Origin of the sequence: Mycobacterium persicum, assembly GCF_002086675.1 — a bacterium.
Taxonomy (GTDB): Bacteria; Actinomycetota; Actinomycetes; order Mycobacteriales; family Mycobacteriaceae; genus Mycobacterium; species Mycobacterium persicum.
In genome coordinates this window covers 19,151-33,267 of the sequence record NZ_MVIF01000066.1, presented here as the reverse complement: position 1 = coordinate 33,267, position 14,117 = coordinate 19,151, and the positions used below count along the sequence as shown (strand labels likewise).

The following is a 14,117-nucleotide window of genomic DNA, read 5'->3' as shown; positions in this document are numbered from 1 at the left end:
GGTGTCGGAGCCGTGCTGTCGGTGATCGGTCCGCGCGACCCGCGCGGCAATGTCTCGCGCCCAGTCCGAGTCGTCAGCGTCAACGAGCCGTGCGCCGCCGACAGGCGGCCGTTTTTGGACCGCTATGAGGGCGTGCCGGTCCACTGCGCGACGTTCGGTGAGAACTACTCGCTCGGCCAGATCGTGCCGATCCGCGGCGCGGCTCCCGAGGACCCGCAGGTTCCGCCCGATGCCGTGACGGCCAGCGGTAGCGGGCTGGATCCGGATATCTCTCCCGTCTACGCCGAACTGCAGATTCCCCGGGTGGCCAGGGCGCGCCATGCCAGCCAGGATCAGATACGGGCGGTGGTGGAGCAGACGGAAAGCGGCCCCGCCCTCGGCATCTTCGGCCAGGCGTGCGTCAATGTGCTGCGGCTGAACCTGGAACTCGACCGCAGATACCCGGTCTAGCGTTGCGGGTGGATGATGGTTGGGTGAGCGCCGTCGAACCTCCTCGCAAACGCGGAGAACTCCGCATCTATCTGGGGGCGGCGCCGGGAGTCGGCAAGACCTACGCGATGCTCGGCGAAGCGCACCGCCGGCTGGAACGCGGCACCGACCTGGTGGCGGCCGTGGTCGAAACCCACGGACGCACGAAAACCGCTGTGCTGCTTGACGGCATCGAAATCATTCCACCGCACTACGTCGAGTACCGCGGCACCATGTTCCCCGAACTCGACGTGCCCGCCGTGCTGGCGCGCCATCCCCAGGTGGTCCTGGTCGACGAACTGGCTCACACCAATACCCCGGGCAGCAAAAACCACAAACGCTGGCAGGATGTCGAGGAGTTGCTCGATGCCGGGATCACCGTCATCTCCACGGTGAACATTCAGCATCTGGAAAGCCTCAACGACGTCGTCGCCCAGATTACCGGCATCCAACAGCAGGAGACCGTGCCGGATTCCGTCGTGCGGCAGGCAGCACAGGTGGAGCTCATCGACATCACACCGGAGGCGTTGCGCCGCAGGCTGTCCCACGGCAATGTCTATGCTTCCGACAAGATCGACGCGGCGTTGTCCAACTACTTCCGCCGCGGAAACCTCACCGCGCTAAGAGAACTGGCGCTGCTGTGGCTGGCCGACCAGGTGGACACCGCGCTGGCCAAGTACCGCGCGGAGAACAAGATCACCGACCTGTGGGAAGCGCGCGAACGCGTCGTCGTGGCCGTTACCGGCGGTCCGGAGTCGGAGACGTTGGTGCGGCGCGCGTCGCGGATCGCGTCGAAATCCAGTGCCGAGCTGATGGTGGTACACGTCATCCGCGGTGACGGGCTGGCGGGTCTGTCGGAGGCGCGGATGAGCAAGATCCGCGAACTCGCCGGCAGCCTTGACGCCTCGCTGCATACCGTGGTCGGTGACGACGTCGCCGACGCCCTGCTGGATTTCGCCCGGGAAATCAACGCCACCCAGCTGGTGATCGGGACCTCGCGCCGGACTCGATGGGCGCGTCTGTTGGAGGACGGTATCGGCCAGGCCATCGTCGAGCGGTCCGGCAAGATCGACGTGCACCTGGTCACCCATGAGGAATCCAAGCGCGGCCTGCGAACCGCCCCGGTCGCGCCCCGCGGACGACGGGTGGCGTCCTGGCTGGCGGCCGTCATCGTTCCCTCCATGATCTGCGCGATCACCGTGGCCGTGCTGGACCGCTATCTGGATACCAGCGGCGAAAGCGCGCTGTTCTTCGTCGGAGTCCTCGTGGTGGCGCTGCTGGGAGGCGTTGCCCCGGCGGTGCTTTCGGCGGTGTTGTCCAGCCTGCTGCTGAACTATTACCTGACCGATCCGCGGCACACGTTCACCATCGCCGAACCTTCCGCGGCCGTCACCGAGGCGGTCCTGCTGCTGGTCGCGGTCGCGGTCGCGGTGCTGGTCGACGGTGCGGCCAACCGGGCCCGGGAAGCCCGCCGCGCCGCCCAGGAGGCCGAGCTGCTGACCTTGTTCGCCGGATCGGTGCTGCGCGGCGCGGACCTGGACACACTGCTGGAACGAGTGCGGGAGACCTATTCCCAACGCGCGGTCAGCATGTTACGCGAACGCGCCGAGGAGGACCGTACCTTCAGTGAGGTGGTGGCCTCCGTCGGCAAAGACCCCTGCACCACAGTCGATTCCGCCGACACCGCGATCGAGGTCGGAGACGACGAGTTCTGGATGCTGATGGCCGGGAAAAAGCTGTCGGCGCGGGATCGCCGGGTACTCAACGCGGTGGCGCGACAAGCCGCGGGTCTGGTCAGACAGCGGGAGATGGCCGAAGAGGCCAGCCGGACCGAGGCGATCGTGCGCGCCGACGAGCTGCGGCGCTCGCTGCTGTCGGCGGTCAGCCATGACCTGCGCACCCCGCTGGCGGCGGCCAAGGTCGCGGCGTCCAGCTTGCGCGCGCACGATATCGCGTTCTCCCCGACCGACACCGCCGAATTGCTGGCCACCATCGAAGAATCCATCGACGCGCTCACCGCGCTGGTCGGAAACCTGCTTGATTCCTCGCGGCTGGCCGCCGGCGTGCTGCGCCCGGACCTACAGCGGGTGTATTTGGAGGAAGTGGTGCAGCGCGCGCTGGTGAGTATCGGCATGGGTGCCACCGGCTTCTACCGATCGGCGATCGACCGCGTCAAGGTCGACGTCGGCGGCGCCGTGGTGATGGCCGACGCGGGCCTGCTGGAACGGGTCTTGGCCAACTTGATCGACAACGCGCTGCGCTATGCGCCGGACTGCGTCGTGCGGGTCAACGCCGGCCGGGTGGGAGATCGCGTGCTGATCAACGTCATCGACGAGGGACCCGGGGTGCCGCCGGGCACCCAGAGCCAGATCTTCGAACCCTTTCAACGCCTGGGTGATAACGACAACACCACCGGAGTCGGGCTGGGAATGTCGGTGGCCCGCGGTTTCGTCGAAGCCATGGGCGGCACCGTCGCCGCCGGAGATACCCCGGGAGGTGGTCTGACCGTCGTGGTCGACCTGGCCGCCCCGCCGGAAAACGGTGACCGATGACCCGCGTGCTGGTGATCGACGACGAGCCGCACATCCTGCGGGCGCTGCGTATCAATCTGACCGTGCGCGGCTACGAGGTGATCACCGCCTCTACCGGCGCCGGGGCGCTGCGCGCCGCCGCCGAACATCCGCCCGACGTGGTGATCCTCGACCTCGGCCTGCCCGACATCTCGGGCATCGACGTGCTGGCGGGTCTCCGCGGCTGGCTGTCGGCTCCGGTGATCGTGTTGTCGGCGCGCACCGATTCTTCCGACAAGGTCGAGGCCCTGGACGCGGGTGCCGACGACTACGTCACGAAGCCCTTTGGGATGGACGAGTTTCTGGCCAGGTTGCGCGCGGCGGTGCGCCGCAACGCCGCGGCGTCGGAGGTGGATCAGCCGGTTGTCGAAACTGACGCGTTCACCGTCGATTTGGCGGCGAAGAAGGTCACCAAGAACGGTGCCGAAGTGCATCTGACCCCGACCGAGTGGGGCATGCTCGAGGTCCTGGTCCGCAACCGGGGCAAGCTGATCGGCCGCGAGGAATTGCTCAAGGAGGTCTGGGGACCCGCGTATGCCACCGAAACGCATTACCTGCGTGTGTATCTGGCGCAGCTGCGGCGAAAACTGGAAGACGACCCGTCGCATCCCAAGCATCTGTTGACCGAGTCCGGAATGGGTTACCGCTTCGAGGCCTGAGTCCCAGCCGCCACAGGGAGCCCCTGTCCGGGGTGATCCTCTATTTGCCCAGCTTAATCGAAAATTCGAGGTGACCACGAATGCGGCTGGTCAACGATGTCTCCTTGCGCAGCCTCGGATGGCTGGCTCTGTTTTCGGCACACCGATACCGTTGCTGTCGCTCAAACCGCTTGTGATGGAAGGTGTTCGGGGGATATCACACGTGCTCACCGAATCAGCTGACCTGCCGCCTTATCGAGTGTGCACTGACGGCTTTGACTATGCATGTAGGGCGGGAACATTTGCGATTGGCCGCCCTGACGGCACAGTCGGCGCCATCAGCGCGCACTCGGCGCCGACTGTGCCGTCAGGGCGACCCAACCGCAGTAGCCCAAGACCTTTCTCTTCACACCGGGGCGTAGCCCCCTCAACGCTGATAGCGACTTCGCCGGTGCCCGGGCCGAGGCCCGCAACGCCAGCACGCGTCGTGCGACGGGCCGTGCCGGCCCCGGCCGAGTCGGCGAACCCGGCCGCGTGCAATCTCCCAGCCCGACGCGTCCGAGACGGCCTTGGATGCCCTGCCGCGCACCGGAAATCCATGCCAGGCAAGCGCATCGAGCACTTCGGCGATGGTCGCCGGTCCGTGTTGGGACAGCTGCATGGTCAGCACGTAGCGAAGCTAGATTCCGCGAACATGATGTTCATTGCCGAACCGTCGCATGCCGGTATGACCGGAGTTGTCGCTATGAGCGGTCGTGGGGCGGCGCCCCGGGATGGGGAGATGGAAATCGCGTGCTGGTGGCGCTGGCGGCGCCGAGTGTGTGCTGGTGGCGCCGAGCGTGCCGTCAGGGCGGCCGTTCGCGGCGGTTACCGCCCTCCATACACAGTCAAAGCCGCCACAGCACACTCGATGCGACGGCATGACAGCCGATTCGGTGAGCACGTGCGATATCCCCGAAAGCCCACCATCACAAGTGCGGAAAACAGAGTTGAGGCGTGCCGAAAACAGCGTCAGACATCAAGGCTGCGCAAGTAGACATCGTGGGCCAGCAGCATTCGTGGTCACCACAAATTTCCGAGTGAGGTGGCCACAAAGAGCGCCCCCTGTCGCGCAGTGACTTCTGCGACAGATGTGGCTCATCTGGACAGTGACAGCACGATACCGTCCAGGATGTCGTGCTCACTGACGGTCAGCTCGTCGATGCCGGCCCGGTCGCGCAACTCGCGAGCCAACTCCTCGACCACAATCGCCCCGCCGGCGATCACGTCCACCCGGCCCTCGTGCATCGGCGGCAGCGCGGCGCGCTCCTTACGAGCCATCTTCACCAGCCGCTCGCACACGATCAACAACTCATCGCCCGGCACCCGCGAAAGGTGAATGGCCGCAGCGTCATAGGCCGTCAAGCGGTGAGCCAACGCGGACAGCGTCGTCATTGTCCCGGCCAGACCGACCCAGGTCCGAGCCGACTCGACGGGCACCACTTGCAACGCGACTGCCAACCGCTCCCGCACCACCTTTCGGGCCGCGGCGACCTCCCGCGCCGTCGGGGGGTCGGAGTGCAAACAGCGCTCCGTCAACCGGACGCAGCCGATGTCAGCCGAGTAACTCGCGACCACCTCGTCATCGGTCTTGCCCAGCACAATCTCGGTGGAGCCACCCCCCAAGTCCACGACCACGAAAGGCGCACCGGCGTTGTCTAATTCGCCGACCGCACCGCGAAACGACAGCTCGGCCTCCTCGGCGCCGCTGATCACTTCCGCCATCGAGCCAGGGATCACGGCGCCCAGCACCTCGGCCGTCATCGCGAAAAAAGCGTCGCGATTGGCGGCGTCGCGGGTGGCCGACGTGGCAACCATTCGCACCCGCTCGACACCGTGCAGCCGCAGCAATGCGGCATAGTCGATCAACGCTGCGCGGGTCCGCGCGATAGCATCGCGGGCCAACTCGCCGGTCGCGTCAACTCCCTGACCCAGCCGGACAATCCGCGTTTCGCGATGCACCTCGTGCAGCCGGGCGCCGGTCACCTCGGCGATCAACAGCCGAATCGAATTGGTACCGCAATCGATCGCCGCGATTCTTCGTTTCGATCCGCTCATCGCCACCGCCCCCCCACAATCAAATCGGCTGCCGCCGGTTCGGCGGCCAACAGCGCCACCACCTCATCGCCGAGTGGATTCACCCCGGGACCCTTGGCCAGTGCATGCGCGATCAGCACGTGCAGGCACTTCACCCGGTCGGGCATTCCTCCCGCCGACACCGCCGTCCCCAGCGGTTCGATGGCATCACGCTCGGCCAGATACGCCTCGTGCGCCCGCCGATACGCCGCAGCCAGGTCGGGGTCACGCCGGAGCCGATGGGTCATCTCACGCATGAGCCCGGTGGTCTCCAGCCTGCTCGCCGCCGCCGTCAGCGTCGGATGCGTCAGGTAGTACAACGTCGGAAACGGCGTGCCGTCAGGCAGTTTCGGGGCAGTTTTCACCACGCCGGGTTCACCGTTGGGGCAGCGGTAAGCCACCTCGAGCACGCCGCGGGGCTCCCGCCCGAGCTGGCGCGCCACCACCTGAAGGTCGGCCCGGTCAACCACCGGGCGCCGTCGGGTTGGGCGGCACCGCACCGGGCGGACCGGGCTCGGGTGTGGGCTGCGGGGCGGCGACCGGCGGCAGGTGTGGCGCATCGGCGATGGTGTGCCACAGCGAGGTGTACCAGGGCTCGTTCATGGCCGGGGTCGGCGCATCACCGCCAGGCTGCGGCGACACCGCCGCCGTCGGCGGAAGCTGGACCTGAAACGGGATGTCGCCGGGCATCACGAACCCGAGACGCTCGCGAGCCTGGGCCGCGATATAGGCCGGGTCAGCGAGCTGGTTTTTCTGCCGTTCCAGGTCGGCGATCTGGCGACGCAGCGCGGCTTCCGTCGCGGACAGTTGTTCCATCTCGGTGCGCTGCGCGAAGTAGGTGCGTACCGGCCCGGCTATGGTCAGCGTCAGCACACACACCACCGCGGCCAGCACCGCCGCCCGCCGGGCGGTGAACCCCAGCCGCTGATCGGATCGCTGTTCCATCGATTCGGTGAACGAGCGATTGATGGGTTCGACGACATGCTCACGCAGGGTGCGGGCGCTTTGGCCGGTGGCCGGCGACGGCGCGGGCCGGGACGGCGACGCTGAGCGACGGGCCCGGAACGTGTCGCCGGCCTTCCCTGGCCGCGAAGCCGGGGAGCGGCGTTTCGAATCGGGTCGTTTCGCGTCGGGCATGTCGTTTCAGCCGCGCCTGAGGTTGGCGGCCAACCTATTTTTGGTCCCCAAGGTATCGGGGAAAGGCCAGGTCGCCGGCGTACCGGGCGGCGTCGCCGAGGGTGTCTTCGATCCGCAACAGCTGGTTGTACTTGGCGACGCGTTCACTGCGGGCCGGTGCGCCGGTCTTGATTTGTCCGCTGCCCACCGCCACCGCCAGGTCCGCGATCATGGTGTCCTCGGTCTCGCCGCTGCGGTGGCTCATCATCGTGCGGTATCCGCTGTGGTGAGCCAGCGCCACCGCGTCGAGTGTCTCGGTCAGCGTGCCGATTTGATTCACCTTGACCAGCAACGCATTTGCCACGCCGCGTTCGATGCCCTCTTCGAGTCGCTCGGGGTTGGTGACGAAGATGTCGTCGCCGACGATCTGTACCCGCTCGCCGATCGATGCCGTCAGCGCGGCCCAGCCATCCCAGTCGTCTTCGGACAGCGGGTCTTCGATGGACACCAGGGGGTAGGAAGCCAACAGTCCGGCGTAGAACTCGACCATCTGCTCGGCCGTGCGCGTCGAACCCTCGAAGGAGTAACCGGTGCCGTCGGTGTAGAACTCGGTGGCCGCGGCGTCGAGTGCCAGGGCCACGTCCGAGCCGAGCTGGAAGCCCGCCGCCTCGATGGCCCGGCTGATCAGGTCCAGCGCCGCGGTGGTGCCGGCCACGTCCGGGGCAAAACCGCCTTCATCGCCCAGACCGGTGGACAGTCCCTCCTTCTTCAGCACCGACTTGAGCGCGTGGTACACCTCGGCGCCCCACCGCAGCGCCTCGGCGAAGCTCGGCGCGCCGATCGGGGCCACCATGAACTCCTGGATGTCGACGGCGGTGTCGGCGTGTGCGCCGCCGTTGAGGATGTTCATCATGGGCACCGGCAGGATGTGGGCGTTGGGGCCGCCGATGTAGCGGAACAACGGCAATTCCGCCGATTCGGCGGCGGCCTTGGCAACGGCCAGCGAGACACCGAGGATCGCATTGCCGCCCAGCCGGGATTTGTCGGGCGTGCCGTCCAGGTCGACCAGCGCCTGGTCGACCAGCCGCTGGTCGTCGGCGTTGAGGCCGATGACAGCCGGGCCGATTTCATCGAGTACCGCTTGGACTGCCTTCTTGACCCCCTTACCGCCGTAGCGGTCGCCGCCGTCGCGCAGTTCGACGGCCTCGTGCTCGCCCGTCGATGCGCCCGAGGGCACCGCGGCGCGGGCGAAGGTGCCGTCCATCAGAGCCACCTCGACCTCGACCGTCGGGTTGCCGCGAGAATCCAGAATCTCGCGGGCCCCGACCTGCTCGATAATCGGCACTGGATTCTCCTTTGCGCTGTGGTTCTCTTATGGTCCCGGACCGCCCATTAGCGTAAAGCCTGGCTCGGCGCTTTATCCTGCTACAGCGGGTGACCCGCCGCGTAAGCGGTCGCCCAGTCCCGCACCGCCCGGGCGTAAACACCGGAGTTGTTGTAGGCGCGCAACGCGGTGATCCAGCCGCGCGGCGTCGCGAGATCCTTTCCGCGCCAGCACAAGTAACCTGCCGCCGAGAGCGCGGCATCGTCGATGTTGTCGGGGCTGACAATGCCGTCGTTGTTGGCATCGACCCCGTAGAGCCGCCAGGTCTCGGCGATGAACTGCATCGGCCCCATCGCGCGCTGCACCCCGTCTCCGTCGGAAGCGCCGTCGATGCTGCCGTGGTCGCTGTCCACGATGCGCAGCGTGCCGCCGGTGCCGTCGAGGCGAACACCGCGAATGGGCGGGGTCACGTCCCCGTTGGGCGCGATGGTTGCGCCGTGATAGGTGCCGTTGTGACTTTCCACCTGCCCGATACCCGCCAGGGTGGTCCACGCGATGTGACACTTGGGGTTCTCGACCTCCGCGACGCGCGCGGCGTAGGCGTAGGCCTCGAGAGCGATGACCGGCATTTCCAGCGCGGGGGCTCGCTGCTCGGCCCACTCTCGCAACTGATCGGCGGGCCGGCCGCTGGCGTAGGTGTCCACCGGCGGGACGGGATCGCCCGGCGGCGGCGGCACACCGTCGGGAATGAACAAGCTGAGCTGCCAGGTGCAACTGGACGCCAACAGCATCGCGGTCGCCCCTATCACGGCGACCGCGCGCAACCACCGTCTCGGCGTCACACTGCTCCTTCGTGGCTCCTCCGGGCTCCTCCTGGGCTCCGCTGCGGGCTGCGCTCGGGCCCTGGCTGCCGCTCTCCTTACGTCCTGTTCCGGTCTGCTGTCGATTTAGTCATGATCATCGTCCCACGGGTTGCGATCGTGGCCGTTCCGATTTGCGGCTCAGCACACCGGCATAGCGTTGTTATCGCCTAGATATCGGTTAGCTGTGAGCGTGTTTGGCTATCGCTGTTCCCGTTTCTGTTGGCAGCAAACGCATCTGTCGCAAACTTCGGGATGATCGCTTGCCGTTCCCGGGTGCTACCGCCTACCTTTGCGTTTCTTCGGGCCGCCGCGGGATTCCTTACCCGCTGCCGGGTCGGCTTGGGGGCTGGTTTCCAGCACGTCGTCCGTCGGTCCGGGCCAGTGGGCCAACCACTCTTCTGCGGTGATGGTGCCGATGGGTGTCACGTCGAGTTCCTCGGCAACGCTGTCGTCACGGCGCGCGGCCGCAATCGCTTTCTCGGCGCTGCGGACCTTATCGACAAAATCCAAAATCGCTGCACGCAAGGAGTTTTCCGCATCGACCTCCGCCGAAACAGTGATCGAGGTGATGCCGGACGGGATCAGTCGCGGAGGTAGTCCCGCCTTGCTGACACGCTGAATAACCTTCTGCGCCAACGCTAATGCCGGCTGACCGGTATGGACATCGTCCAAGACAGAGTTCCGGGACTTTTCGGCCGCCTTGCGTTCTTCCCACTGGCTCATCTGTTCCTGAAGCGAAATCTCTTGTCCGGCAAGAACTCCCGGCGCGCGATTGGCCAGCTTGCGGATCAGCGTGTCGGCGACGTCGTCGATGGTGAACGGGAGCAGTGCCGCGTCTTCGGCGATGCGGGCATGGAACAGCACCTGCAGCAGTAAGTCGCCGAGTTCCTCGCGCAGCTGGTTCACATCGCCGCGGTGCACCGCGTCGAGCAGCTCGTAGGTCTCCTCCAACAGGTAGCGGCGCAACGAGTTGTGAGTCTGCTCGCTTTCCCACGGTCCGTCGGTGCGAAGTCTGTCCATGATGGACACGGCGTCGAGCAGTCGTTCCCCGCGCTGGCGATCGGGTGCCGAAATCAGTCGCGCTCCGCCGGCCAGTCGTGCCACCACGGCCGGATGATTGGGGTCCGACGACAACAGCACCGGCGCGTCGTCTCCCATGTGCACCGGGTGCGCGTCGGGCAGCGACCACGGCACCGCGACCGGCATCTCCTCGGTGTATTGCACCGCGCCGCTGAGCAACTCGATGGCTTCGACCGGCACCAGCGACGGGCGGCGTGGGTCGACCAGGACGACAATCATCGCGCTCGTCGCTCCTTACTCGACACGGGGCGCCTCGTATCGTCGCCGGACGGACTCGTTATACCAATATCTTTCTGGGGTTTACCCGCCAACGCCGTCACCAGGTCGGCCACCATCTGCACCAATTCCACGTCTCTTATCCGCGGCGCGCTACCCAAACTGGTGACCCCGCCGGCGCGCGGAATCGGGACCTGCACGGTGGCCGTGGTCGCGCGGTAATGCGCCCCCGGGTACATCCGCTTGAGCCGAACCTGCGCGGAGTCCAGCAGGTTCAGCGGCGACAGTCGCACCGTCGCCGCCGACGGCGCCGACACTTCGGTGATGCCGGAGCCGCGACACAGCAGCCGCAGCCGCGCGACTGCCACCAGCCGCCGGGCGGGTTCGGGTAGCGGCCCGTAGCGGTCGTTGAGCTCCTCCACAACGGCCGCGACCTCGCCGTCTGATGCGGCGGCGGCCAGCCGCCGGTAGGCCTCCAAACGCAGGCGGTCGCTGCCGATGTAGTCCGGCGGCAGATGCGCATCGACCGGCAGGTCGATGCGCACGTCCTTCGGCTCCTCGGCAGTGGTTACCGTCTGACCATCGACTGCTGCTCGGTAGGCTTCAACGGCCTCGCCGACCAGCCGCACGTACAGGTCGAACCCGACGCCGGCGACGTGCCCGGACTGCTCGACGCCCAACACGTTGCCGGCCCCGCGGATCTCGAGGTCCTTCAAGGCCACCGCCATGCCCGCGCCCAGTTCGTTGTTCTGCGCGATGGTGGCCAGCCGGTCATAGGCCGTCTCGGTCAGCGGCGCCTGCGGCGGATAGAGGAAATAGGCATAGCCGCGCTCCCGGCTGCGCCCCACCCGACCCCGCAGCTGATGCAGCTGCGACAGGCCGAAGGTGTCAGCGCGCTCGACGATGAGGGTGTTGGCGTTGGAGATATCCAGGCCGGTCTCCACGATCGTCGTGCACACCAGGATGTCGTGTTCGCGGTTCCAGAAGCCCTGCACGGTGCGTTCCAGCAGGTCTTCGGGCATCTGCCCGTGCGCGACCACCACCCGGGCCTCGGGCACCAGCTCGCGGACATGGGCCGCGGCCCGGTCGATGGAGCTGACCCGGTTGTGCACGTAGAACGCCTGCCCGTCGCGCAGCAGCTCCCGCCGCAACGCCGCCGCGACCTGCTTGTCGTCGTGCGGGCCGACGTAGGTCAGCACCGGATAGCGCTCTTCGGGCGGGGTCAGGATCGTCGACATCTCGCGGATCCCGGCCAGACTCATCTCCAGCGTCCGCGGAATCGGGGTGGCGCTCATGGTCAACACATCGACGTGGGTGCGCAGCGACTTGATGTGCTCCTTGTGCTCGACGCCGAACCGCTGCTCCTCGTCGACCACCACAAGGCCGAGATCCTTCCAGCGCACCCCGGTCTGCAGCAGTCGGTGGGTGCCGATCACGATGTCCACCGACCCGTCGGCCAAGCCCTCGATCACCGCACGGGACTCGGCGGCGTCGGTGAACCGCGACAAACCCTTGACGGTGACCGGGAATCCGGACATTCGCTGCGCGAAGGTTTGCAGATGCTGGTCGGCCAGCAGCGTGGTGGGTACTAGCACCGCCACCTGCTTACCGTCCTGGACGGCTTTGAACGCCGCCCGAACCGCGATCTCGGTCTTGCCGTAGCCGACATCGCCGCAGATCACCCGGTCCATCGGGATCGGCTTTTCCATGTCGCCCTTGACCTCTTGGATCGCGGTGAGCTGGTCGACGGTCTCGGTGAAGCCGAACGCGTCCTCCATCTCGGCCTGCCACGGCGTGTCCGGCGCGAACGCATGCCCGGGGCTGGACTGCCGTTTGGCGTACAGCGAGACCAGCTCGCCGGCGATCTCACGCACCGCTCGTCGTGCCTTGGTTTTGGTGTTGGCCCAGTCACTACCGCCCAGCCGGCTCAGCGCCGGCGCCTGGCCGCCGACATACCGCGACAGCTGATCCAGCGAATCCATCGGGACATAGAGCTTGTCTGATCCACCACCCCGTTTCGCCGAGGCGTACTCCAGCACCAGGTACTCGCGGCGGGCGCCGCCGACGGTGCGTTCGACCATCTCGACGAACCGGCCGATGCCATGCTGATCGTGCACCACCAGATCGCCGGCCGTCAGCGCCAGCGGGTCCACGGTGTTACGCCGCTTGGCGGCCAACCGCTTGCCCTCGGCGGCGCTGACCCGGCTACCGGTCAGATCTGCTTCGGTGATCACAACCAGGTCGGCGCCGGATACCACGCCCGGTACCACGATGCCGTCCCGCAGCGGACCCTTGAAGACACCGACCAGGCCGAGTTTGGGTGCGGCACCGGGCTCGAGCATGGTCGCGGGGATGTCGGTTTCGGTCAGCCGCTCCACCACCCGGTGCGCGGTGCCGGTCCCGGGCGCGACCATCAGGGCATACCCGCCGGCCGCGACGTGCCCGCGCAGCATCGCAAAGATGGCGTCGATATCCCGCTGATGCCCGCGCGCCGACGGCGATGGCCGGACGTCCAGCTCGAGCGCCGACTCGTCGGACAACTGGCTCAACGTCCACCACGGATGACCCGATCGGGTCGCCGCGCTGCGCACCTCGTCCAGCTCGGCGAAGCCTGATCCACCCAGTAGCTCGATGTCAACGGGTGCCTGATTTTCCGGACCGGCGCCAAGTGCGGCTACCGACCACGCCGCCTCTAGGAATTCCCGCCCGGTCTTGATCAGGTCGGCCGCCCGGGTCCGGATTTTCTCCGGGTCGCACAACAACACCGGGGTGCCCTCGGCCAGCTGGTCGGTCAGCAACGCATGGGCCCCCTCTGCCGCGCCTTCCGTGGGATGCAGCACCGGCAGCAGCGCCTCCATCCCGTCGACCGGAATGCCCTCGGCCAGCTTGGCCAGCATGTCGGAGACGCTGCCGGCGACGGCGTCTCCGGCGGCCGGATGCTGCGCGGCCAGTTCGGCGGCCCGCGCCCGCACGTCGTCGGTCAGCAGCAGCTCACGGCAGGCGACCGCCACGAGCGTGTCGACCTCAATTTCCGGAATGGAGCGCTGGTCGGCGACCGAGAACATCCGCATTTCGGTGATCTTGTCGCCCCAGAATTCGACACGCACCGGATGCTCGGCCGTCGGGGCGAAGATGTCGAGTATCCCGCCGCGGACGGCGAACTCGCCGCGCCGGCCAACCATGTCCACCCTGGTATAGGCCAATTCGACCAGCCGGGCGATCACGTCGTCGAAGCCGATCTCCTGCCCCACCCTCAAGGTGACCGGCTCCTGCCGCCCGAGCTGCGGCGTCATCGGCTGCAGCAGTGAGCGCACCGCAGTCACCACCACCCGCAACGGCGGGCCCAGCGTGGCGTCGTCGGGATGGGCCAGCCGGCGCAGCACCAGCAGGCGAGCACCGACCGTGTCGACGCCCGGTGAGAGCCGTTCATGCGGCAGCGTCTCCCACGACGGAAACACCGCGACCGTGCCGCCGAAAACACCCTGTAGTTCCGCGGTCAAGTCGTCGGCCTCGCGGCCGGTGGCGGTGACCACCAGCAGCGGACCCTGCCGCGCCAGTGCGCTGGCGACGAACAGGCGCGAACTGGCCGGCCCTACCAGGGTTAATTCGTCGGGTCGATCGGAGGCGCGCGCAATCAGCTGTTGGAAGGTTGGCGCGGCCAGCGCCAATTCGACGAGCCCCGCGATCGGGGTATCTGGGCTAGCAGCCCCCGGTGCGGTCATGATGC

At 67.2% G+C, this 14,117-nt stretch carries 10 protein-coding genes; 3 read left to right on the top strand and 7 right to left on the bottom strand.

The annotated features are described in order from the left end of the window. From BST40_RS18710 to BST40_RS18700, 3 genes are all read left to right on the top strand, one after another. Positions 1-450: potassium-transporting ATPase subunit C (locus tag BST40_RS18710; protein ID WP_142276759.1), on the top strand; the 450-nt coding region annotated here is incomplete at its 5' end. Beyond that, positions 438-3,020 (top strand): sensor histidine kinase, encoded by a 2,583-nt coding sequence (locus tag BST40_RS18705; protein WP_240316684.1) that lies wholly within the window; start codon positions 438-440, stop codon positions 3,018-3,020. The genes BST40_RS18710 and BST40_RS18705, both read left to right, overlap by 13 nt. Beyond that, on the top strand, positions 3,017-3,697 hold the full coding sequence (locus BST40_RS18700) for a response regulator (RefSeq protein WP_083155080.1): 681 nt from the start codon (positions 3,017-3,019) through the stop codon (positions 3,695-3,697). The genes BST40_RS18705 and BST40_RS18700 overlap by 4 nt, the downstream gene beginning before the upstream one ends. A gap of 1,116 nt (positions 3,698-4,813) precedes the next feature. On the opposite strand, the gene BST40_RS18690 is transcribed toward BST40_RS18700, so the two are convergent. From BST40_RS18690 to mfd, 7 genes are all read right to left on the bottom strand, one after another. Beyond that, positions 4,814-5,773 (bottom strand): Ppx/GppA phosphatase family protein, encoded by a 960-nt coding sequence (locus BST40_RS18690; RefSeq protein WP_075549261.1) that lies wholly within the window; start codon positions 5,771-5,773, stop codon positions 4,814-4,816. Next, positions 5,770-6,261, bottom strand: a complete 492-nt coding sequence (locus BST40_RS18685) for a DUF501 domain-containing protein (protein WP_083155078.1) — start codon at positions 6,259-6,261, stop codon at positions 5,770-5,772. The genes BST40_RS18690 and BST40_RS18685 overlap by 4 nt, the downstream gene beginning before the upstream one ends. Next, positions 6,254-6,928 (bottom strand): FtsB family cell division protein, encoded by a 675-nt coding sequence (locus tag BST40_RS18680; RefSeq protein WP_075549259.1) that lies wholly within the window; start codon positions 6,926-6,928, stop codon positions 6,254-6,256. The genes BST40_RS18685 and BST40_RS18680 overlap by 8 nt, the downstream gene beginning before the upstream one ends. Before the next feature lie 34 nt (positions 6,929-6,962). Then, positions 6,963-8,252 carry a phosphopyruvate hydratase gene (eno, locus tag BST40_RS18675; RefSeq protein WP_083155076.1) on the bottom strand — a complete coding sequence of 430 codons (1,290 nt, stop codon included), beginning with the start codon at positions 8,250-8,252 and terminating at the stop codon, positions 6,963-6,965. 80 nt (positions 8,253-8,332) lie between these two features. Beyond that, positions 8,333-9,073, bottom strand: a complete 741-nt coding sequence (locus tag BST40_RS18670) for a lytic transglycosylase domain-containing protein (RefSeq protein ID WP_075549257.1) — start codon at positions 9,071-9,073, stop codon at positions 8,333-8,335. Positions 9,074-9,370: 297 nt separating this feature from the next. Further along, entirely contained in the window at positions 9,371-10,393 is a 1,023-nt protein-coding gene (locus BST40_RS18665; protein ID WP_075549256.1) for a nucleoside triphosphate pyrophosphohydrolase, read from the bottom strand. Continuing rightward, entirely contained in the window at positions 10,390-14,112 is a 3,723-nt protein-coding gene (gene mfd, locus BST40_RS18660; protein ID WP_083155075.1) for a transcription-repair coupling factor, read from the bottom strand. The genes BST40_RS18665 and mfd overlap by 4 nt, the downstream gene beginning before the upstream one ends. Between the last annotated feature and the right edge of the window lie 5 nt (positions 14,113-14,117).